18 protein-coding genes are annotated in these 22,702 nt (G+C 63.7%); 14 read left to right on the top strand and 4 right to left on the bottom strand.

Annotated elements, in window-relative coordinates; genetic code table 11:
- The first annotated feature begins 135 nt into the window (after positions 1 to 135).
- From ACGLHT_RS09780 to ACGLHT_RS09740, 9 genes are all read left to right on the top strand, one after another.
- Positions 136 to 1,515: an OprD family porin gene (locus ACGLHT_RS09780; RefSeq protein ID WP_041506249.1), complete on the top strand. Its 1,380-nt coding sequence runs from the start codon at positions 136 to 138 to the stop codon at positions 1,513 to 1,515.
- A gap of 75 nt (positions 1,516 to 1,590) precedes the next feature.
- Entirely contained in the window at positions 1,591 to 3,201 is a 1,611-nt protein-coding gene (locus ACGLHT_RS09775) for an ABC transporter substrate-binding protein (protein WP_274119722.1), read from the top strand.
- Between the two features lie 90 nt (positions 3,202 to 3,291).
- Complete coding sequence (locus tag ACGLHT_RS09770; RefSeq protein ID WP_012316108.1) at positions 3,292 to 4,302, top strand: ABC transporter permease subunit; 1,011 nt, start codon at positions 3,292 to 3,294, stop codon at positions 4,300 to 4,302.
- A 10-nt stretch (positions 4,303 to 4,312) separates the two neighbouring features.
- A complete protein-coding gene (locus ACGLHT_RS09765; protein WP_025337799.1) occupies positions 4,313 to 5,239 on the top strand; it encodes an ABC transporter permease subunit in 927 nt (308 codons plus the stop codon).
- Positions 5,240 to 5,249: 10 nt separating this feature from the next.
- Positions 5,250 to 6,218: an ABC transporter ATP-binding protein gene (locus tag ACGLHT_RS09760; protein ID WP_003257886.1), complete on the top strand. Its 969-nt coding sequence runs from the start codon at positions 5,250 to 5,252 to the stop codon at positions 6,216 to 6,218.
- Positions 6,218 to 7,186, top strand: coding sequence for a peptide ABC transporter ATP-binding protein (locus tag ACGLHT_RS09755; RefSeq protein ID WP_024086321.1), 969 nt, complete (start codon positions 6,218 to 6,220; stop codon positions 7,184 to 7,186). The genes ACGLHT_RS09760 and ACGLHT_RS09755 overlap by 1 nt, the downstream gene beginning before the upstream one ends.
- Before the next feature lie 371 nt (positions 7,187 to 7,557).
- Positions 7,558 to 8,367, top strand: a complete 810-nt coding sequence (locus ACGLHT_RS09750; protein WP_137163041.1) for a nuclear transport factor 2 family protein — start codon at positions 7,558 to 7,560, stop codon at positions 8,365 to 8,367.
- Positions 8,368 to 8,431: 64 nt separating this feature from the next.
- Entirely contained in the window at positions 8,432 to 9,838 is a 1,407-nt protein-coding gene (locus ACGLHT_RS09745; RefSeq protein ID WP_137163040.1) for an FAD-binding oxidoreductase, read from the top strand.
- An 83-nt stretch (positions 9,839 to 9,921) separates the two neighbouring features.
- The gene (locus ACGLHT_RS09740) at positions 9,922 to 11,001 is read left to right on the top strand and encodes a polyamine ABC transporter substrate-binding protein (protein WP_085616826.1); all 1,080 of its coding nucleotides are present in this window, start codon (positions 9,922 to 9,924) and stop codon (positions 10,999 to 11,001) included.
- Between the two features lie 117 nt (positions 11,002 to 11,118).
- On the opposite strand, the gene ACGLHT_RS09735 is transcribed toward ACGLHT_RS09740, so the two are convergent.
- The gene (locus tag ACGLHT_RS09735) at positions 11,119 to 12,702 is read right to left on the bottom strand and encodes a peptide chain release factor 3 (protein ID WP_003257876.1); all 1,584 of its coding nucleotides are present in this window, start codon (positions 12,700 to 12,702) and stop codon (positions 11,119 to 11,121) included.
- A 558-nt stretch (positions 12,703 to 13,260) separates the two neighbouring features.
- Between ACGLHT_RS09735 and ACGLHT_RS09730 the strand changes: the two genes are divergently transcribed.
- Genes ACGLHT_RS09730 through ACGLHT_RS09715 form a run of 4 tightly spaced genes read left to right on the top strand, consistent with a single transcriptional unit; the run spans position 13,261 to position 16,706 of the window.
- Positions 13,261 to 13,974 (top strand): ABC transporter permease, encoded by a 714-nt coding sequence (locus ACGLHT_RS09730; RefSeq protein ID WP_085616828.1) that lies wholly within the window; start codon positions 13,261 to 13,263, stop codon positions 13,972 to 13,974.
- Positions 13,975 to 13,987: 13 nt separating this feature from the next.
- Complete coding sequence (locus ACGLHT_RS09725; protein WP_274119723.1) at positions 13,988 to 14,902, top strand: glycine betaine ABC transporter substrate-binding protein; 915 nt, start codon at positions 13,988 to 13,990, stop codon at positions 14,900 to 14,902.
- Positions 14,899 to 15,552, top strand: a complete 654-nt coding sequence (locus ACGLHT_RS09720; protein ID WP_137163038.1) for an ABC transporter permease — start codon at positions 14,899 to 14,901, stop codon at positions 15,550 to 15,552. The genes ACGLHT_RS09725 and ACGLHT_RS09720 overlap by 4 nt, the downstream gene beginning before the upstream one ends.
- Positions 15,549 to 16,706 carry a betaine/proline/choline family ABC transporter ATP-binding protein gene (locus ACGLHT_RS09715; RefSeq protein ID WP_274119724.1) on the top strand — a complete coding sequence of 386 codons (1,158 nt, stop codon included), beginning with the start codon at positions 15,549 to 15,551 and terminating at the stop codon, positions 16,704 to 16,706. Before ACGLHT_RS09720 ends, ACGLHT_RS09715 begins: the two co-directional genes overlap by 4 nt.
- Before the next feature lie 253 nt (positions 16,707 to 16,959).
- Here the strand turns inward: ACGLHT_RS09715 and ACGLHT_RS09710 are convergent, their stop codons facing one another.
- The 3 genes from ACGLHT_RS09710 to ACGLHT_RS09700 all read right to left on the bottom strand — a co-directional run bounded on the left by ACGLHT_RS09710 (position 16,960) and on the right by ACGLHT_RS09700 (position 20,978).
- Positions 16,960 to 19,389, bottom strand: a complete 2,430-nt coding sequence (locus tag ACGLHT_RS09710; RefSeq protein ID WP_137163036.1) for a TonB-dependent siderophore receptor — start codon at positions 19,387 to 19,389, stop codon at positions 16,960 to 16,962.
- A 108-nt stretch (positions 19,390 to 19,497) separates the two neighbouring features.
- Positions 19,498 to 20,460 (bottom strand): FecR family protein, encoded by a 963-nt coding sequence (locus ACGLHT_RS09705; protein WP_137163035.1) that lies wholly within the window; start codon positions 20,458 to 20,460, stop codon positions 19,498 to 19,500.
- Positions 20,461 to 20,480: 20 nt separating this feature from the next.
- A complete protein-coding gene (locus ACGLHT_RS09700; RefSeq protein ID WP_025337788.1) occupies positions 20,481 to 20,978 on the bottom strand; it encodes a sigma-70 family RNA polymerase sigma factor in 498 nt (165 codons plus the stop codon).
- A gap of 494 nt (positions 20,979 to 21,472) precedes the next feature.
- Here ACGLHT_RS09700 and ACGLHT_RS09695 point away from each other — a divergent pair, with 494 nt between their 5' ends.
- Positions 21,473 to 22,636, top strand: a complete 1,164-nt coding sequence (locus tag ACGLHT_RS09695) for a type III PLP-dependent enzyme (protein WP_015269027.1) — start codon at positions 21,473 to 21,475, stop codon at positions 22,634 to 22,636.
- Positions 22,637 to 22,702 lie beyond the last annotated feature (66 nt).

Raw genomic sequence — 22,702 nt, 5'->3', positions numbered from 1 at the left:
GCGAAGAGGCCGGCACAGCCAACACAACGCCCCGATTCTGCCCGGTGACCCCGGGCAACCCTGGCAACACCGCAGCAAGAAGCCCGGCCCACAAGGCCAGGCAATAACTAGAAGAACAGAAAGGGAGCTTTAACCTTGAGACTATTCACCTTGACCGCACTGGCGTTATCCATCAGTGCCTTATCCACCGTGACCCAGGCCGACCCGCAAAGCCAGGAATACGTGCCCATCACCCTCAAAGGCAGCAGCGAGCAGGAGCAGGCCAGTGGCTTCGTCGACGGCCAGAGCCTGTCCGGCAGCACCCGCAACTGGTACGCCCGCGAGCGCGCCGCACGCGCCCCGCTGTGGAAGTACTACAAGAGCGACGGCACCCGCCACGACACCCACAGCCGCGAGAACTGGGTGCAGGGCACCATCCTCAACTACAGCTCCGGCTTCACCCAGGGCACCGTCGGCTTCGCCGTCGAAGCCGCCGGCTACAATGCCATCGCCCTGCTGCAGAACCGCGAGGACGTCGCCGGCCCCAACAACCGCACCCTGACCCACAGCGACGGCGACCCGGTCGGCCAGTGGAGCAAGATGGGCCTGGCCAACGTCAAGGCGCGGGTGTCCAACACCACGCTCACCGTCGGCCGCCAATCGGTGGACACGCCGATGATTGCCTACATCGGCAACCGCGCCCTGCCCTCGAGCTTCCAGGGCGCGTTCCTGCACAGCGCCGAATTCGACAACCTGAGCTTCGACCTGGGCACCTTCGACCGCGTCTCGCCACGTACCGAACAGAGCCTCAGCAAGTTCCGCACCGAGTACAGTGCCACTGGCGTGGAAACCGACCGCGCCAGCACCGCCGGCATCAACTACCAGCCGTTCAAGAGCCTGAGCACCAGCCTGTACGCCACCAAGGTCGATGACTTCTGGAACCAGTACTACTTCGGCGCCAACCACGTGCTAGGCGACAGCGCAGTGCTCAGCCTGAGCACCGGCCTGAACTACTACAAGACCGTCGACGCCGGCAGCAAGAAGATGGGCGATATCGACAACGACACCTACAGCCTGTCGTTCGGCCTGACCCACCAGGCCCACACCCTCAGCGCCTCCTGGCAGCAGGTCAACGGCAACGAATACTTCGACTACCTGCACGAAACCAACGGCATCTACCTGGCCAACTCGCTGCTGTCGGACTTCAACGGCCCCAACGAGAAATCGCTGCAGATTTCCTACGTGCTGAACATGGCGCCGTACGGCGTGCCGGGCCTGAAGTTCAACCTGTACAACGCCCGCGGCTGGGGCATCGATGGTACCCATTACCGCGGTACCGCCTACGACGTGAACGGCCTGGATGGCGAAACCCACTACGAGTGGGGCTTCGGCACCAGCTACGCGGTACAGAGCGGGCCGCTGAAAGACACCAGCATCCGTGCCACCTACACCGCGCACCGCGCCAGCAAGGCCCAGGGCGATGGCAGCCTGGATGAGTTCCGGGTGGTTACCACCATTCCATTCAACATTCTCTGACCGCCGGCGCCACGGCCTGCTTCGCTGCGGGCCGTGGCGGCTACGCTGGAATCAATGCAAGCAGGGAGTCCACCCATGCAGAGAGCTTTCATGAAATCGCTACCGCTACGCCTCGCCCTGGCAGCGCTGGTACTGGGCAGCGCCACGCAGCTGGCGGCCAAGCCGCTGGTAGTGTGCACCGAGGCCAGCCCGGAAGGGTTCGACGTTGTCCAGTACACTACGGGGGTCACCTTCGATGCCACCTCCGAAGCGCTGTTCAACCGCCTGGTCGACTTCAAGCCTGGCACCACCGACGTCCAGCCGGCCCTGGCCGAACGCTGGGACATCGCACCGGACGGCCTGACCTACACCTTCCACCTGCGCCAAGGGGTGAAGTTCCACAAGACCGACTACTTCACGCCCACTCGCGAATTCAACGCCGATGACGTGCTGTGGAGCCTGCGCCGTCAGCTCGACCCGGCGCACCCGTGGCACGACAAGACCAGCGTCGGCTACCCGTACTTCGAAAGCATGTCCTTCAAAAGCCTGCTCAAGTCGGTGGACAAGACCGATGACCACACCGTGGTGATCACCCTCACCCGCCCGGAAGCACCGTTCCTGCGGGACATGGCCATGGGCTTCACCTCGATCTACTCCGCCGAATACGGCGACCAGTTGCTCAAGGCCGGCAAGACCGCCGAGCTGAACAGCAAGCCGATCGGCACCGGCCCGTTTATCTTCCAGCGTTACAACAAGGACGCCCAGGTCCGCTTCAAACCCAACCCGGACTACTTCCGCGGCAAGCCCCCGGCAGACGCCCTGATATTCGCCATCGCCACCGACAGCAACGTGCGCCTGCAAAAGCTGCGCGCCAACGAATGCCAGGTGGCGCTATACCCCAAACCAGAGGACGTGCCGACGATCAAGGCCGACCCCAAGCTCAAGGTCGCCGAGACCGAAGCGCTGGTCACCGGCTATATCGCCATGAACACCCAGCACAAGTACCTCAGCGATGTGCGCGTGCGCAAAGCCATCAACATGGCCTTTGACCGCCAGACACACGTCGACCAGCTGTTTGGCAAGAACAACGCGCTGGTGGGCGTGAACCCATACCCGCCGACCATGCTCGGTTACAACACCACCAACCAGAACCCGCCTCGGGACCTGGCCAAGGCCCGTGCCCTGCTCAAGGAAGCTGGCGTACCGGAAGGTACCGTGATCACCCTGTTCACCCGCAACGGCGGCGGCATGACCAACCCCAACCCACGCCTGTCAGCCGAGATGCTGCAGGCCGACCTGAAACAGGTCGGCCTGCAGCTGGATATCCGCGTGATGGAATGGGCCGAAATGCTGCGTCGTGCCAAGAACGGCGAAGCCGACCTGGTCTCCACCGGCTGGGCAGGCGACAACGGTGACCCGGACAACTTCCTTACCCCGCTGCTGAGCTGCGAGGCCGCCAAGAACGGCGAGAACTACGCCCGCTGGTGCAATCCGCAGTTCCAGGAACTCATCACGCGTGCACGGCAGATGACGGATGACAATGAGCGCCGATGGGTCTATGCCGAGGCTTTAAGGGTGTACGATGACGACCAACCCTGGATCAGCATGGCCCACCCTAAGGTGTTCGCCGCCATGCGTGACAACGTGGAGGGCTACGTGATCAGCCCTCTGGCCAACAACAACTTCGCCACCACCAAGGTGAAGTAGAACAACAACGACCGCCGGCAACCCACACGGGGACCGGCGGCACCCCGTAGCGTGCTGCTAGCCGCACGGCCTGATGAGGTAACCCAGACAATGTTGAGCTTTATTGCCCGGCGCCTTGGCCTGCTGATACCGACCTTTTTCGGTATCACCTTGCTGACCTTCGCGCTCATACGCCTGATCCCCGGCGACCCGGTGGAAGTGATGATGGGCGAGCGCAGGGTCGACCCCGAAATGCATGCCCAGGCCATGGAGCGCCTGGGCCTGAACAAGCCGCTGCCGGTCCAGTACCTGGACTACGTCGGCAAGCTGGCCCAGGGTGACCTCGGTGAATCGCTGCGCACCCGCGAGAGCGTGTGGAGCGAGTTCCTCACCCTGTTCCCGGCCACCCTCGAACTGGCCTTCGCCGCCCTGTTGTTCGCCGGCATCGTCGGCCTGCTGGCCGGGGTGATCGCTGCGCTCAAGCGCGGATCGCTGTTCGACCACGGGGTGATGGGCATTTCCCTGGCCGGTTACTCGATGCCGATCTTCTGGTGGGGCCTGATCCTGATCATGTTCTTCTCGGTAAGCCTGGGCTGGACCCCGGTGTCCGGGCGCATCGACCTGCTCTACGACATCGAGCCGAAAACCGGCTTCATGCTCATCGACACCCTGCTCAGCGACGAGGAAGGCGCGTTCAAGGACGCGGTGATGCACCTGATCCTGCCGGCCATCGTGCTCGGCACCATCCCGCTGGCGGTGATTGCCCGCATGACCCGCTCGTCGATGCTCGAAGTGCTGCGCGAGGACTACATCCGCACCGCCCGCGCCAAAGGCCTGTCGCCGGCCCGCGTGGTGTTCGTGCACGGCCTGCGCAACGCGCTGATCCCGGTACTGACCGTATTCGGCCTGCAGGTTGGCACGTTGCTGGCCGGTGCAGTGCTGACCGAAACCATCTTTTCCTGGCCGGGCATCGGCAAGTGGCTGATCGAAGCCATCGGTGCCCGTGACTACCCCGTGGTCCAGAACGGCATCCTGTTGATCGCCTGCCTGGTGATCCTGGTCAACTTCGTCGTGGATATCCTCTACGGCCTGGCCAACCCACGCATCCGTCATCAGCGCTGAGGCCTTCGCCATGACTAGCCCGATTCCGAAATCCGTCACACCGGTCAGCCCGGTGGACCAGAGCCTGCTCTACCCCTCGCCATACAAAGAATTCTGGCAAGCCTTCGCCCGCAACAAAGGCGCGGTGATGGGCCTGGCCTTCATGTGCCTGGTGGTGTTCTGCGCGCTGTTCGCGCCGTGGGTCGCCCCGCACGACCCGAGCGAGCAGTACCGCGAATTCCTGCTGACCCCACCGGTGTGGCTCGAAGGTGGCAGCTGGCAGTTCATCCTCGGCACCGACGAGCTGGGCCGCGACCTGCTTTCGCGGCTTATCCAGGGCGCGCGGCTTTCGCTGCTGATAGGCCTGTCGTCGGTGGTGATGTCGCTGATCCCTGGCATCCTGCTGGGCCTGCTGGCCGGTTTCTTCCCGCAACTTCTCGGCCCGTCGATCATGCGCCTGATGGACGTGATGCTGGCCCTGCCCTCGCTGCTGCTGGCGGTGGCCATCGTCGCCATCCTCGGCCCAGGCCTGATCAACACCGTGATCGCCATCGCCATCGTGTCGTTGCCATCCTACGTGCGCCTGACCCGCGCCGCCGTGATGGGCGAGCTGAACCGCGACTACGTCACCGCCGCACGCCTGGCTGGTGCCGGGCTGCCACGGCTGATGTTCGTCACCGTGCTGCCCAACTGCATGGCACCGCTGATCGTGCAGGCCACCCTCAGCTTCTCCTCGGCCATCCTCGACGCCGCCGCCCTGGGCTTCCTTGGCCTTGGCGTACAGCCGCCGACCCCGGAGTGGGGCACCATGCTGGCTTCGGCCCGTGACTACATCGAGCGCGCCTGGTGGGTGGTGAGCCTGCCCGGCCTGACCATTCTGCTCAGTGTGCTGGCAATCAACCTGATGGGCGACGGCCTGCGCGATGCGCTGGACCCGAAACTCAAGAACGCCGCCTGAGGAGAACGCCATGTCACTGTTGCAGATCAACAACCTGAACGTGCGCTTCGGCGACGCCAATGCGGTACCGGTGGTCGATGGCCTGGACCTGACGGTGGAGGCCGGCGAGATTCTGGCCATCGTCGGCGAATCCGGCTCGGGCAAGTCCGTGACCATGATGGCCCTGATGGGCCTGATCGACGCCCCCGGGCGCATCACCGCCGACTCGCTCACCTTCGACGGCACCGACATGCTCAAGCTCAGCGGCCGCCAGCGACGCAAGGTGGTGGGCAAGGACATCGCCATGGTCTTCCAGGACCCGATGACCGCGCTCAACCCCAGCTACACCGTGGGCTACCAGATCGAGGAAGTGCTGCGCCAGCACTTGGGCCTGAAGGGCAAGGCCGCGCGCCAGCGTGCCCTGGAGCTGCTGAAAAAGGTCGAGATCCCGGCTGCGGAAAGCCGCCTGGACGCCTACCCGCACCAGCTGTCCGGCGGCATGAGCCAGCGCGTGGCGATTGCCATGGCGATTGCCGGCGAGCCCAAGCTGCTGATTGCCGACGAACCCACCACTGCGCTGGACGTGACCATCCAGGCGCAGATCATGGAGCTGCTGGTCAACCTGCAGAAGGAGCGCAACATGGCGCTCATCCTGATCACCCACGACCTCGCCGTGGTCGCCGAAACGGCCAGGCGGGTGTGCGTGATGTACGCCGGCCAGGCCGTGGAAGTGGGCCAGGTGCCGGAGCTGTTCGACGTGCCCGCCCACCCCTACAGCGAAGCGTTGCTGGCGGCGATCCCCGAGCACAGCATCGGTGCCGAACGCCTGGCCACCCTGCCCGGCATCGTCCCCGGCCGCTACGACCGCCCCGTGGGTTGCCTGCTGTCACCGCGCTGCCCGTACGTGCAGGACAACTGCCGGCGCCAGCGCCCGCCCCTCGATCCCCAGGCCCATGGCCTGGTGCGTTGCTTCTACCCGCTGAACCAGGAGGTGGCGTGATGGCCGTCGTTCTATCCGCCCGGGAGCTGACCCGGCATTACGAAGTCTCCCGCGGGCTGTTCAAGGGCCACGCCCTGGTCCGCGCGCTGAATGGCGTGTCGTTCGAACTGGAGGCCGGCAAGACCCTGGCCGTGGTCGGCGAGTCCGGCTGTGGCAAGTCGACCCTGGCCCGCGCACTGACCCTGATCGAAGAGCCGTCCTCCGGCTCGCTGCAAATTGCCGGCACCGAAGTGAAAGGCGCCAGCAAGAGCGAGCGCAAGCAACTGCGCCGCGACGTACAGATGGTGTTCCAGAGCCCCTACGCCTCGCTCAACCCACGGCAGAAGATTGGTGACCAGCTGGCCGAGCCGTTGCTGATCAACACCTCGCTGAGCAAGGCCGAGCGGCGAGAAAAGGTGCAGAAGATGATGGAACAGGTCGGCCTGCGCCCCGAGCATTACCAGCGCTACCCGCACATGTTCTCCGGCGGCCAGCGTCAGCGTATCGCCCTGGCCCGGGCAATGATGCTGCAGCCCAAGGTGCTGGTGGCGGACGAACCGACCTCGGCGCTGGACGTGTCGATCCAGGCCCAGGTGCTGAACCTGTTCATGGATTTGCAGAAGGAGTTCAACACTGCCTACGTGTTCATCTCGCACAACCTGGCGGTGGTGCGGCATGTGGCCGATCAGGTGCTGGTGATGTACCTCGGCCGGCCGGCGGAGATGGGGCCGAAAGAAGATATCTACGAAAGGCCGTTGCACCCGTATACCCAGGCGCTGCTGTCGGCGACGCCGGCGATTCACCCGGACCCTTTGAAGCCGAAGATCCGCATTGCCGGGGAGTTGCCCAACCCGCTGAACCCGCCGGATGGGTGTGCGTTTCACAAGCGCTGCCCGTATGCGACCGAGCGGTGTGCCAAGGAGGTGCCGGCGCTTAGGCAGGTGAGTACCCGGCAGGTGGCTTGTCACTATGCCGAGCAGTTTCTTTAGCCTTTAGATAGCCGGGGCTGCGTTGCAGCCCATCGCGACACAAGGCCGCTCCTACAAGGGACCGCAATCTCCTGTAGGAGCGGCCTTGTGTCGCGATGGGCCGCAAAGCGGCCCCAAAAATCTCAATGCATGAAGAACCAGATCAGGATAATCACCGGAATCGGCACCCCAATCATCCAGAGCAGTATCGAGCGCATGGCCTTTCTCCTTGTTCGATGTTGAACAGACCGGTGCACTCGCCATGCCATCCCTGTCAAAAAATCACTCTCAACCGAATCAAAGGCTTACTGCCCAAGCCGCTTGGCAAAACCGTGCAATATGCCGGATCCGCACCCTTGCAGCTGGGTGTTCTGCAATGCACTATCAGGCTCATGACCGCCACCACCCTCCCCGACGGCCCCGAGCAGACCCCGCTCACCGCCGACACCGTGCTGCGCTACCACCTGTGCTGGAAGCACCGCGACCTCGACGGCGTCATGGTGCTCTACCACCCCGACATCCAGTACCACGACTTCTTCCAGAACCGCGTGCTCGGCTACCAGGAACTGCGTGACTACGTGCGCGCCTGCCTGCCCCATGAAGCCGGCGAAGATATCGTGCACAGCGACCGCATCCGCGTCGACGGCTGTACCGCGTTCATCCAGTACCAGGTCACGGTCCAGGGCGGCGACGGCCTGGTGGCGTTCCAGTCCAGCGAGGCGATTACCGTCAAGGACGGCCTGATCTGGCAGGTCAACGAATACGCCACGCTGGTCCGCCGGAGCAGCAGTGGCCATGCCAGCAGCGGCCCGCGCCCGGCCACCAGCCGCCTGGGCCTGTCACCCCGGCAGCTGTCGACCATGGCCCAGGACCTGGAACACTACTTCCAGCGCCAGCGCCCCTACCTGGACCCGGAGCTGGACCTGCAGCAGGTGGCCGACGCCAGCGGCTACAGCCGCAACCAGATCTCCTATCTGTTCAACCAGGTGCTCGGGCAAAGCTTCTACCGCTACGTCAACCAGGCGCGCCTGCAACACCTGATGGCCAGCCTTGACGATGACAGCGTCGAAGCGGCGATCGACGACCTGGCGTTCAGCGCCGGCTTCAACTCGCTCTCGGCGTTTTACAAGTGCTTCCGCGAGCACACCGGCCTCACCCCCAAGGCCTATCTGAAGCAAATTTCCCTGCGTGCACGCACGTAAGACAGGCACTGGCAGACACCACTAGCATCGCCCACAGACCTTGACGGATGTGGAGCAAAACCCGATGCAACCCCTGCGCACGCTCAGCCTTTGGATGGACCAGCTCGACGAGCCGCTGTGCGCGCGCCCGGCCCTGCGCCAGGACCTCGAGGTCGATGTGTGCATCATCGGCGCCGGCTACACCGGGCTGTGGACCGCCTACTACCTCAAGCGCCAGGCGCCGCAACTGAACATCGCGGTGATCGAGGCCAACATCGCCGGCTTCGGCGCCTCGGGGCGCAACGGCGGCTGGTTGATGGGCAACCTGCTCGGCGAAGACCGCCTGCTCGCCACCCTGTCGCCGCAGCAGCGCCGCACCAGCATCGACCTGCTGCATGGCATTCCCGATGAAGTGCACAGTGTGCTGCAACGCGAGGGCATCGACTGCGACTACCGCAAAGGCGGCGTGCTGTATTGCGCCGCGCGTTACCCGGAACAGGAGCGCAGCCTGCGCGCCTACCTCGACGACCTTTATCGCCAAGGCATGACCGAGGACGACTACCGCTGGCTACGCCCCGAACAGCTTGACGCTCAGTTGCGGGTCAGCAATGCCTATGGCGCCATCTACAGCCCGCACACCGCAACCATCCAACCCGCCAAGCTGGCGCGTGGCCTGGCCCGAGCGGTAGAGGCGCTGGGCGTACCCATCTACGAAAACACCCCAGCCATCGACTGGCAGCCGGGTGAGGTGCGTACCCCGTTGGCGCGCATCCGTTGCCAATGGATGGTACCCGCCGTGGAGGGCTACGCCGCCAGCCTGCCGCCACTGGGCAAACATCAGCTGCCGGTACAGAGCCTGTTGGTGGCCACCGAACCACTGCCGGAGGCCACCTGGCAACAGATCGGCCTGAACCAGGGCCAGGCGTTCAGCGAAAGCAGCCGCCAGGTCACCTACGGCCAGCGCACCGCCGACAACCGCCTGGTATTCGGCGCCCGTGGCGGCTACCGCTTCGGTGGCCGCCTGCGCGAAAACTTCAACCTCGACGAACAGGAAATCGAGCTGCGCCGCTACCTGTTCAGCGAGTTGTTCCCGCAGTTGAAGCACGTGCGTATCACCCACTCCTGGGGCGGCAACCTGGGCATGGCTCGGCGCTTCCGCCCGCACATGCTCTGCGACCGTCAACGCGGCATCGCCCTGGCGGGCGGCTACGGCGGCGAAGGCGTCGGCGCCACCAACCTGGGCGGGCGCACCCTGGCGGCGCTGATCCTCAACCAGCACAACGAACTGACCGCGCAACCCTGGGTGCTCGACAGCCGCCCGCTTTCAAGCCTGGCCACTTGGCCACCCGAGCCCTGCCGCTGGCTGGGCTACAACGCGATCATCCAGAGCTTCGTCCACGAGGATCGGACCCTCGCCAACCCCGCCAGCGCGCCTTGGAGGCGGCGCCTGGCCAGCAATCTTGCGGACTTCATGGAAGGCTTCATGCACTGACTTTCCTTTCCCCGACACAGGATTTGCCGGTTCCGCTGATCGCCTGCCTTCGATAACAACACACAAAGCAAGGTAACCCCGACATGCGCACGCTCCTTCTCGCCCCCCTGATGCTGGCCGCCAGCGTGGCCGGTGCCGCCGAAACGGTGAAGATCTACAACTGGTCCAGCTACGTTGCCCCCGACACACTGAAGAACTTCCAGCAAGCCAGCGGTATCGTGCCCACCTACGACGTTTACGACAGCAACGAAACCCTCGACGGCAAGCTGATGACCGGCAACTCCGGCTACGACGTGGTGTTCCCGTCCAACCACTTCATGGCCCGTCAAATCCAGGGCAAAGCCCTGAAGCAGCTGGACAAGTCGCAGCTGCCCAACTGGCACAACCTCAACCCGGTGTTGCTCAAGGCACTAGAGGTCAATGACCCGGGTAACCAATACGGCTTCCCGTATCTGTGGGGCAGCACCGGCATCGGCTACAACGTCGACAAGGTCAAGGCGGTGCTCGGCGACAGCGCGCCAATAAACTCGTGGGACCTGATCTTCAAGCCTGAGTACATGAGCAAGCTGAAAAGCTGCGGCGTCGCCGTGCTGGACAACGGCCCTGAGCTGTTACCGATCGCCCTGCACTACCTGGGCCTGCCGCACCACAGCCAGAACCCGGCGGACTACGACAAGGCCAAGGCGCTGCTGATGCAGGTGCGGCCATACATCAGCTACTTCCACTCATCGAAGTACACCGGCGACCTGGCCAACGGCGATATCTGCGTGGTGGTCGGTTTCTCGGGGGATGTGCTGCAGGCGAAGAATCGTGCCGAGGAGGCGAAGAACGGGGTGAACGTGGGGTATTCGATACCCAGGGAAGGCGCACCGATGTGGTTCGACATGGTTGCCATGCCGGCCGATGCACCGGATGAGAAGGCCGGGTATGCCTACATGAACTACCTGCTGCAGCCGGAGGTGATGGCCAACATCAGCAACCATGTGCAGTACGCCAACGGCAACCTTGAGGCGGACGGGCTGGTGGATCCGGCGATGAAGGGTAATACGATGGTTTACCCGAGCGAGGAAGTGATGGGCAAGCTGTATGCGCTGGAGGCAATGCCGGCGAAGATCGACCGTATTCGGACGAGGATCTGGACCAGTATCAAGGCAGGAAACTGAGTGCGGCCGTAACGCGGTCACTGTGGGAGCGGGTTTACCCGCGAATGCGATGTTGAATTCACCGACGCATTCGCGGGTAAACCCGCTCCCACAGGGGTCAGATGCAAGCTTTCCGAATCAGTGGTGCTCGCGGGTAGCGCGGAACTTGATGTCCGGCCAGCGCTCTTCCATCAGCGACAGGTTGACCCGGGTCGGCGCCAGGTAGGTCAGGTGCCCGCCACCGTCGATGGCCAGGTTCTCCATGGCCTTGTTCTGGAATTCCTCGAGCTTCTTCTTGTCGTCACAGCCGATCCAGCGGGCCGACCATACGGTGATCGGCTCGTAGGCGCACTCGACCTTGTACTCTTCCTTCAGGCGGCTGGCGACCACGTCGAACTGCAGCACACCGACTGCACCGAGGATGATGTCGTTGCTGCGCTCTGGGAAGAACACCTGGGTAGCACCTTCTTCGGCCAGCTGTTGCAGGCCCTGGCGCAGCTGCTTGGATTTCAGTGGGTCCTTCAGGCGCACGCGGCGGAACAGCTCCGGGGCGAAGTGCGGGATACCGGTGAAGCCCAGCGCCTCGCCTTCGGTGAAGGTGTCGCCGATCTGGATGGTGCCGTGGTTGTGCAGGCCGATGATGTCGCCGGCATAGGCCTCTTCCAGCTGCTCACGCTCGGAGGAGAAGAAGGTCAGCGCATCGCCGATACGCAGGTCCTTGTTGATCCGCACGTGGCGCATCTTCATGCCCTTCTCGTACTTGCCCGAGCAGATACGCATGAAGGCGATGCGGTCGCGGTGTTTCGGGTCCATGTTCGCCTGGATCTTGAACACGAAACCGGTGAACTTCTCTTCCACAGGCTCCACGGTGCGCTCGTGGGCAACACGGCCCAGCGGGCGCGGCGCCCAGTCGACGACGGCGTCAAGCACATGGTCGACACCGAAGTTGCCCAGCGCGGTACCGAAGAACACCGGGGTCAGCTGGCCGTTGATGAACTCTTCCTGGTTGAACTCGTGGCAGGCGCCCTGCACCAGCTCCAGCTGTTCGACAAACGAATCGTACTGGTCGCCCAGGTGGGCACGGGCTTCGTCCGAGTCCAGCTTCTGGATGATCTTGGCTTCGGTGCGCTCGTGGCCGTGGCCCGGGGTGTACACCACGATGTAGTCACCGGTCAGGTGGTACACGCCCTTGAAGTCGCGGTAGCAACCGATCGGCCAGGTGATCGGCGCGGCCTTGATCTTCAGCACGGCTTCGATCTCGTCCAGCAGCTCGATCGGGTCGCGGATGTCGCGGTCGAGTTTGTTGATGAAGCTGACGATCGGCGTGTCGCGCAGGCGGCACACGTCCATCAGGGCGATGGTACGTGGCTCTACACCTTTACCGCCGTCGAGCACCATCAGCGCCGAGTCCACCGCGGTCAGGGTGCGGTAGGTGTCTTCCGAGAAGTCTTCGTGGCCGGGGGTGTCGAGCAGGTTGATCATGTGCTCGCGGTACGGGAACTGCATCACCGAGGTGGTGATGGAGATGCCGCGCTGCTTCTCCATTTCCATCCAGTCGGAGGTGGCGTGGCGGTCGGACTTGCGCGACTTCACGGTACCGGCGACGGCAATGGCCTTGCCCATCAGCAGCAGCTTCTCGGTGATGGTGGTCTTACCGGCGTCGGGGTGGGAAATGATTGCGAAAGTGCGGCGCTTCGCGACTTCGGCGGCCTGGTTGGTCATGGGAAATCGCCTGACTGGGGGATTTAAAAGGGGCGATATCATACCTGAAGTTGGGCCGGGACCAAAATTTGCTGAACCGGCGGTGCCTGTTCCGGCCCTTTCGCGGGCACGCCCGCTCCCACAGGTACTGCACAGGCCTGAACAGCAGTGGAGATCCCTGTGGGAGCGGGCGTGCCCGCGAAGAGGCCGGCACTGCCACTACAAATCAACAACCAGCCACTTTATCACGACAAATGGCCAAAGAGCAGTTATTTCAACGCCTACAGAGCACTAACCCGCTGCTTTTTCTCGTCAATTTTCCAACCAACCAGTGATTAACGCTGGCCAAATGCCGCCCCAGATGGGAACCTTTACGCCCACGGAGACGTCCACTCCCCTGCAACCCGCTTCGGTTGGGGAGCTGGTTTCATCAGCTTTTTCGGGCCCGACGGGGTTCGGCTCATGGCCTGATCGCAGCCTTCGGCGTGCGTCACGCTGCTACTCGCGAACACACCACCCGCCGCCAGGACTGGCCGGCAACCAAGAAGTGTGCTCGCCGACTACACAAGGAGTCCGCCTGTGGCTGAACGCTACGGAAAAGGGCTGTTGGGATGGGCCGCCGTGCTCGTCATCCTGGCCCTGCTGGTCCACTGGATCGGCATCGACACGATCGCGCGGTATCGCGACGATCTTGGGTTCTACCTGCAAGCGCACCTGGTACTGGTGCTGGCTTCGATGGCGGCGGCGCTGGCCGTGGGCATCCCCGCCGGCATTGCGTTAAGTCGACCGCACCGGGTCGACAAAGCCGAGCGCTTCATGCAGTTGTTCAACGTTGGTAACACCATCCCTCCCCTCGCCGTTCTGGCCATCGCCCTGAGTATCCTGGGCATCGGCGCCGGGCCCGCGATCTTCGCGCTGTTCCTCGCCTCCCTCCTGCCCATCGTGCGCAACACCTATGAGGGCCTGAAAAACGTCCCCGCCTCGCTCAAGGAAGCCGCCACCGGCATCGGCATGACCCCGCGCCAGCAACTGTGGCAAGTGGAGCTGCCCAACGCCGTGCCGATCATCGTTGGCGGTGTGCGCGTGGCCCTGGCGCTGAACGTCGGCACCGCACCGCTGGCGTTCCTGATTGGCGCCAACAGCCTGGGCAGCCTGATCTTCCCCGGCATCGCCCTGAACAACCAGCCACAGCTGCTGCTGGGGGCTGCCTGCACCGCACTGCTGGCGCTGGCGCTGGACGCGGCGGTGAGTTTCTCCAGCAAGCGCTGGCTGGAACGTGGCCTGGCCCAATAAAGATAGGGAACATATGAACAAGAGAATCGCCTTGCTGCTGGGCGCGGCCCTGCTGTTCGCAGGATTTGCCCAGGCGGCGGACAAACCGCTGATCCGCATCGGCGCGCGGGTGTTCACCGAACAGACCGTACTCGCCGAAATCACCGCGCAATACCTGCGCGCCAACGGCTATGACGTGCGCGTCACCACCGGCCTTGGCAGCAATATCGCGCGCCAGGCCCAGGAAACCGGCCAGCTCGACCTGATGTGGGAATACACCGGCGTGTCGCTGGTGTCGTACAACCATATCGACGAGCGCATGCCCAGTGCCGAGGCAACCCTCGCCAGGGTGAAGGCGCTGGATGCGAAGAAGGGCCTGATCTGGCTGACCCCATCGAAGTTCAGCAACACCTACGCGCTGGGCCTGCCCAAGCAGGTGGCCGAGGCCTATCCGCAGGTCAACACCATCAGCGACCTCAACCAGGTACTGCGTGACGAAAGCCACCGCAATCACCTGGTGGCGCTGGACACCGAGTTCGCCAACCGCCCCGATGGCCTGGTCGGCCTGCGCGAGATGTACGGCCTGCCGCTGGACCGCCGCAACATCCGCCAGATGGACGGCGGCCTGGTGTACACCGCGATGCGCAACAACCAGGTGTTCGCCGGGCTGGTGTACACCACCGACGGCCGCCTGAACGCCTTCGACCTCAAGCTGCTGGAGGACGACAAGCACTACTTCCCCGACTACACCGCCGCGCCGGTGGTGCGCAAATCCGTGCTCGACGCCAACCCGCAGCTGGCCGGCCTGCTCAAGCCACTGGCCGAACAGCTGGATGACGCAACCATGCGCCAGCTCAACGCCAAGGTCGATGTCGAGCACCAGAACCCGACTGCCGTGGCCGCCACCTTCCTGCGTGAGCACCCACTGAACAGCGAGGGCCAGCCATGAACCTGATCGATACCTTCAACCACCTGGACTGGGCCCAGGTGCTGCAACTGACCTGGCAGCACATCATGCTGGTCGGCGTCGCCGTGGGCCTGGCGATCATCGTCGGCGTACCGCTGGGCATCCTGATGACCCGGTTCCCGGCCGTCGCCGGCCCATTGCAAGCCAGCGCCACGGTGTTGCTGACCATCCCCTCGATCGCCCTGTTCGGCCTGCTGCTGCCGTTCTACTCCAAGTTCGGCGAGGGCCTCGGGCCGCTGCCGGCGATCACTGCGGTGTTTCTCTACTCACTGCTGCCGATCATGCGCAACACCTACCTGGCCCTGACCAACGTCGAGCCCGGCATCCGTGAAGCCGCGCGCGGCATCGGCATGACCTTCGGCCAGCGCCTGCGCATGGTCGAACTGCCCATCGCCGTGCCGGTGATCCTCGCCGGCGTGCGCACCGCCGTGGTGATGAACATCGGCGTGATGACCATCGCCGCCACCATCGGCGCCGGCGGCCTTGGCGTACTCATCCTCACCTCCATCAGCCGCAGCGACATGTCGATGCTGCTGGTCGGCGCCGTGCTGGTCAGCCTGCTGGCAATCATCGCCGACCTGCTCCTGCAAACCCTGCAACGTGCCCTGACTCCAGAAGGACTGCGCTCATGATCGAATTGAAGAACCTCAGCAAAACCTTCAACGTCAACGGCAAGGACGTCAAAGCCGTCGACTCGGTAAGCCTCACCGTCAACGAAGGGGAAATCTGCGTGTTCCTCGGCCCCTCGGGCTGCGGCAAGAGCACTACCCTGAAAATGATCAACCGCCTGATCACGCCCACTTCCGGTCAGGTGTTCATCAATGGCGAAGACACCACCGGGCTGGACGAGGTCACCCTGCGCCGGCACATCGGCTATGTCATCCAGCAGATCGGCCTGTTCCCCAACATGACCATCGAGGAGAACATCACCGTGGTGCCGCGCCTGCTCGGCTGGGACAAACAGAAGTGCCATGAACGCGCCCGCGAGCTGATGCACATGATCAAGCTGGAGCCCAAGCAGTACCTGCAGCGCTACCCGCGCGAGCTGTCCGGCGGCCAGCAGCAGCGTATCGGCGTGATCCGCGCCTTGGCGGCGGAAGCGCCAGTGCTGCTGATGGACGAGCCGTTCGGCGCGGTCGACCCGATCAACCGCGAGATGATCCAGAACGAGTTCTTCGAGATGCAGCGGGCATTGAACAAGACCGTGATCATGGTCAGCCATGACATCGACGAAGCGATCAAGCTGGGCGACAAGATCGCCATCTTCCGCGCCGGCAAGCTGTTGCAGCTGGATCACCCGGACACCTTGCTGGCGCACCCGGCGGACGAGTTCGTCAGCAACTTCGTCGGGCAGGACAGCACCCTCAAGCGCCTGCTGCTGGTGCGTGCGGAGGATGCGGCAGACAACGCGCCATCGGTAAGCCCGCAGACGCCGGTGAGCGATGCGCTGGAACTGCTGGACGAGCACGACCGCCGCTACGTGGTGGTGACCGATGCGCAGAACAAGGCACTGGGCTACGTGCGCCGGCGTGACATACATCGCCAGCAAGGGACTTGTGGCGACTTCCTGCGGCCGTTCAATGCCACGGCGTCGCATGACGAGCATTTGCGCATCCTGTTGTCGCGGATGTACGAGTTCAACCGGGCGTGGCTGCCGGTGCTGGATGCCGAGCAGGTGTTCCTGGGCGAGGTGACGCAGGAGTCGATTGCGGCGTACCTGAGTTCGGGGCGCTCGCGGGGGGCGAAGACCAGCATCGTTTCGCCGGCTGAGGCGGTGGTTTCGTAATCGCCGGGGGCGCGCTGCGCCCCTTTCGCGACACAAGGCCGCTCCTACAGCAGATCGCGTTCTTCTGTAGGAGCGGCCTTGTGTCGCGATGGGCCGCAAAGCGGCCCCGGCAATCTCGGCTCAAAACCCAGGTAATGGATTGCCTGTGCCGGCCTCTTCGCGGGTAAACCCGCTCCCACAGGGTCGATGCAAGGCTAAAGACCTGCGCGGTACCTGTGGGAGCGGGTTCACCCGCGAAGCAGGCGACGCGATGTCAGAACCCTACACTGGCCTGCACATAGAAGGTCCGCGGCTCACCCACATAGATGCCGGCATTGTTGTCGCTGGAGCGGGTGAAGTACTGCTTGTCGAACAGGTTCTTCACCCCCGCCGCCAGCTTCAGGTTGGACATCTGTGGCCCGAACTCATACCCGCCACGGGCATGCCAGGTCACGTAACCCGGAATATCACCGTACTGCCCATCCGCACTCGGCTCGGTGATGTAGTCGCCGTTGAAGCTGCCATCGGCATTGATCCCGGTACCCGGCGCGCGCTGCTTGGATTGGGCGTAGGCATCCAGGTTCCAGGTCCAGTGGTTGACCGCGTAACGCACCCCGGCAGTGGCCACCTGGCGTGAATAGAACGGCAGGTCACGGCCCTTGAAGCCAGGAATGTCCCCTTCATAAGTAGCGCGGGTATAGGTATAGCCACCGCTCACCGACAACCCTTCCAGACGCGGGTCCAGCCCGTCCAGGTCATAGCGCACCGAGGCCTCGATACCCTGGTGCTTGGTCGCGCCGAGGTTGGTCCAGCCCACGTCGTTGCTGATGTACTGCAGTTCGTCATCGAAATCGATGTAGAACGCCGTCAGCTCACCGGCAAAGCCGCCATTGTCATAGCGGGTACCGATCTCGTAGGTCTTGGCCTTTTCCGGCTCCAGGCCATTGGCCGTGCTGTTGCCAGTACCACCCTGGCCCAGCTGGAAGTACTGCAGGCTGCCGAACGAGGTCTCGTAGTTGGCGAACACCTTCCACGCATCGGAGATGTGGTACATCACGCTCAGCGCCGGCAGTGGCTCGTTGCTGGTGATGCTGCGCTTCTTCTCCGGCACCGGCTGGCCGTTGGCACCGAGCACCGGGCGGTCGCGCCAGTCGGTGTTGATATGCTCGAAGCGGATACCTGGGGTGATGGTCCAGTTACCCACGTCGATCTTGTCGTCGATGTAGTAGGCGCTGGCCTCGGTACCACCGCTGCGGTCCTGGAACACATGGCCGTCGGAGGTCGGGGTCGGCGTCGGCACGTTGTCGATCAGCGCCAGGCGGGTCGACTGCTCACGCATCGCTTCCTTCAGGTAGCGGTAGCCCACGCTGACTTCCTGGGTGGTCGGACCGGCGAAGAAGATCCGCGACAGCCGTGGTTCGATGGCAAAGGTGTGGTAGTTGCGCGGGTACGACGACAGGGTCTTCATGTCGCGCGAGGCAATGGAGCTGCCGCGGAAGCTGTCGGTGTAGTAGGTCAGCACTTCGAACTGGGTGGCGTCGTCGAGCTGCCGCTGCCACTTGAACGACACGTCCTTGCGCCGGCCGGCGAAGTAGTCGTAGTCGCGCAGCGACTGGTACGGGTTGCTGTCGTATTGCGCCTGGGTCAGGCCGCCGGGCATGTCGGCACGGCCGTCGTAGTAGTGGAAGTTGAGCCAGAACTCGTCAACGTCGGTCGGCGCCCAGTGGGTCTTGAGGATGACGTCGTCGATGTCGTTGCCGTTGTTGCTTTCACGGTAGCCGTTGCCATTCACCCCGGTGTACAGCAGCGCCACGCCCATGCCGTTGTCCGCCGTGCCGCCGACGAAGGCCGACTCGGTGTGTTTCCAGCCACCATGCTGGGAGGTTTCCAGGGTGGTGGACAGCTCGGCCGAGGCCTTCTCCGGGATAGCCCGGGTAACGAAGTTGATCACCCCGCCGACGTTCTGTGGGCCATAACGCACGGAGCCGGCGCCACGCACCACGTCGATGCTGTCGAGGTTGCCCGAGGAAATCGGCGCCATCGACAGCTGCGGCTGGCCATAGGGCGCGAAGGCGGCCGGGATGCCGTCGATCAGCACCGTGGAGCGTGGCGACAGGCGCGAAGTCAGGCCGCGAACACCTACGTTCAGCGACAGGTCGCTGCCGCCGGTGCCGTTGGAGTCCTGCACCTGCACGCCTGGGATGCCGCGCAGCACGTCGCGCACGTTCATTGCGCCCTTCTCCACCATCGCCTCGCGGCGTACCACGGTGCGCGCGCCGGGGTGGTTCTGCACCACGCTCTGCTGGGCATCGCCCAGCCAGTCACCCACCACCTTGATGTCGGTGGGTGCCAGCTCCAGGCTGCCGGTGGTGAGGGTGCCATCGGCCTGGGCCGGCTTGACCACCACGGTGCCCTGGGACATCTCGTAGGTCAGGCCGCTGCCTTGCAGCAGCTGCTGCAGCGCCTGCTCGGGCGCCAGCTGGCCGGACACCGCCGGGGCCTGCTTGCCGGCCACCAGCTCGGGGCTGAAGAACAGCTGCAGGTTGGTCTGCTGGCCCAGCTGGTTCAGCGCCGAAGCCAAGGGTTGGGCCTGGATCTGGATGGTGCTGCCGGACTCTGCGGCCTGGCTGTTGACCGCCACGGCACTGACCGCCAGGGCCAGCGCCAGGGCGCGGAAGCGTGGGAAGGGCTTGTTGTTGTTCACGTCGTCGAAACTTCCTGGAATACGGAATAAACGCCAACCGCATGCAAATGGAAATGCTTGGCAGTTGCAGCTGGCGGGGAAGACGAACGAGCGGAAAAAAACCTGAATCTATTTCGCGATTATTTCGCGCGAGCCATCTTCATGGGCCTTGATGGCCACCGGCAGGATGCTCGGCAAGGCACGCAGCAGCGCGTCGGTGTCGTCGGTGCTGAAGGTGCTGGACAGCCGCAGCTGGGCGACTTTACCGGGGGCGACCCGCAGCGGCTGGCTGCGGTAACGCGAGGCCTCGGCCACCACCTCGGCCAGGGTGGCGTTGTCGAACACCAGCCTGCCTTGGCGCCAGGCAGTCAGGGCGCCGGTATTCACCGCATAGGGCGCCGCCACCTGGCCTTGTGCATCTATATGCGAGCCCTGGCCCGCCGTGAGCTGCGCCAGCGAGGCGCCCTTGCCCTGCACACGCACCGAGCCCTGCTCCACCGCCACGCGGGTGCTGGCCGGGTCCAGGCGGACGTCGAAACGGGTACCGGTGACAGTCACGCTGCCCTGGGCGGTGTCGACCACGAACGGCCTGCCACTGTCGTGGGCGACGGTGAACATCACCTCACCCGCCATCAGCCGGACATGCCGCTGGCCGGCGCTGAAAGCGACCTGCACTTGCGTGCTGCCGTTGAGTTCAAGGTGCGAACCATCCGGCAGTTCGACCTGGCGGCGTTCGTTGAAGGCGGTCTGCAAGCTGCCCTGGTGATTCAGTTGCTGGTAGTGCCAGCCGCCCCAGCCCAGGCCCAACGCCATTGCGGCCACGCTGGCGGCCAAGGCCTGGCGCACGAAGCGCCGACGTGGCAACTGGCGTACCGGTGCCGGCTGGCACAGCGCTTCCAGGCGCTGGCGCGGGATGAAGTCGGTGGCCTGCCACAGGCGGGCGAGCTGCTGGTACTCATCACGGTGCCGTGCATCGCCTTCCAGCCAGGCGTGCAGCTGCGCCTGCAGCCCGGCATCGCGAGGCGCATCCTGCACCCGGGCGAACCACGCGGCCGCCTGCTCGCGGACGGTATCGGTACCGTGCTGTTTCATCGAAAAGGTCTCCTGACTCATCATGCCGACACATCCAGGTGCTCACGCAGATGCCGGAGCGTGCGGATCATATACTTTTCGACCATGTTCTTGCTCAACCCCATGCGCTCGGCAATCTCGGCCTGGGTCAGGCCTTCGAGCTTCTGCCAGATGAACACCTGCCGGCAATTGAGCGGCAGTTCGGCCAGCGCCCGCTCGACACTGTCGGCCAGCTCCAGCGCATGCACGTAGGCCTCGGGGTCGCCACTGGCGGCCACGCCTTCGTCGAAGGCTTCCAGCTCCAGGGCCTGGCGGCGGTCCTCGCGCCGGAAACCATCCACGGCAATATTGCGTGCGGTCTGGTGCAGGTAGGCGCGTGGCTGCTCGACCTGCTCGCGCGGGTTTTCCAGTACCCGGACAAAGGCATCGTGGGTGAGGTCCTCGGCCTGCTGTCGACTGCGCAACTTGCGCGTCCAGGTGCCGATCAGCTCATGGTAGTGGTCGAGGAAGCCTTTGGGTCCGGACACGGTCGGGGTCATCAGGGAGGCAGACAAGGGTGCGAATAGTAATGTTTCTCATCAAACACGGCAATTCCGCCAGTCGGTAACAAAAAATTTATCGTCTTTTTCATGCACGGCGGTGCCAGGGAAATGTGGCCATAAATATGAACACCTGAGGCCCTTTCGCGGGCACGCCCGCTCCCACAGGAACCGCGAGATGCCTGTGGGAGCGGGCGTGCCCGCGAAGGAGCCAACGCGCTCCATTCCACTATTTTTTACGCTTGAAACACTCCGGGGAACATCAGCCGGTCACATGGGTCGGTTATTCAAATGGCAGGTCGTCGATCCGCGTCGATCACGCCCGGATTGCCTGTTGATTCTGCATTCTTCACGCCCTAAAGTGCGCGCCGAACGTCCATGCTGGAAACGATCCATCCGGCTCAAGTACTGAGTAGGCGAACCAAAGTGGGGATACGGAGGACGTTCAGTTTGCAGCCACTTAAATTTTCAGTTTGCCCATGGAGTCCCTGAGCATGTCGATCCAGGTCGAAGACTATTTCGCGCGTGACACCTTCCAGAAAATGAAGGCGTTCGCCGACAAGCAGGAAACCCCGTTCGTACTCATCGACACCCAGATGATCAGCCAGGCCTATGACGACCTGCGTGCTGGTTTCGAATTCGCCAAGGTGTACTACGCGGTCAAGGCCAACCCGGCCGTGGAAATCATCGACCTGCTCAAAGAGAAAGGTTCGAGCTTCGACATCGCCTCGATCTACGAGCTGGACAAGGTACTGGGCCGCGGCGTAAGCGCTGACCGTATCAGCTACGGCAACACCATCAAGAAGTCCAAGGACATCCGCTACTTCTACGAGAAGGGCGTGCGCCTGTATGCCACCGACTCGGAAGCCGACCTGCGCAACATCGCCAAGGCCGCACCGGGTTCGAAAGTGTACGTACGTATCCTCACCGAAGGCTCGACCACTGCCGACTGGCCGCTGTCGCGTAAATTCGGTTGCCAGACCGACATGGCCATGGACCTGCTGATCCTCGCCCGCGACCTGGGCCTGGTGCCTTACGGCATTTCCTTCCATGTTGGCTCGCAGCAGCGCGACATCAGCGTGTGGGATGCTGCCATCGCCAAGGTCAAGGTGATCTTCGAGCGCCTGAAGGAAGAAGACGGCATCGAGCTGAAGCTGATCAACATGGGTGGCGGCTTCCCGGCCAACTACATCACCCGGACCAACAGCCTGGAAACCTACGCCGAAGAGATCATCCGCTTCCTGAAGGAAGACTTCGGTGACGACCTGCCGGAAATCATCCTCGAGCCGGGCCGTTCGCTGATTGCCAACGCCGGTATCCTGGTCAGCGAAGTGGTACTGGTTGCACGCAAGTCGCGCACCGCCGTCGAGCGCTGGATCTACACCGATGTGGGCAAGTTCTCCGGCCTGATCGAAACCATGGACGAGTCCATCAAGTTCCCGATCTGGACCGAGAAGAAAGGCGAGACCGAAGAAGTGGTCATCGCCGGCCCGACCTGCGACAGCGCCGACATCATGTACGAGCACTACAAGTACGGCCTGCCGCTGAACCTGGCCATCGGCGACCGCCTGTACTGGCTGTCGACCGGTGCCTACACCACCAGCTACAGCGCAGTGGAATTCAACGGCTTCCCGCCGCTGAAGGCTTACTACCTGTAACGCAAGACGGGGCCGCAAGGCCCCGTTTTCATTTGTGCTTTCCGCCTTCAGGCCTGTGCAACTCCC

Origin of the sequence: Pseudomonas sp. PsB (assembly GCF_043658375.1) — a bacterium.
Taxonomy (GTDB): domain Bacteria; phylum Pseudomonadota; class Gammaproteobacteria; order Pseudomonadales; family Pseudomonadaceae; genus Aquipseudomonas; species Aquipseudomonas putida_Z.
This window is presented reverse-complemented; position numbering and strand designations above follow the sequence as displayed.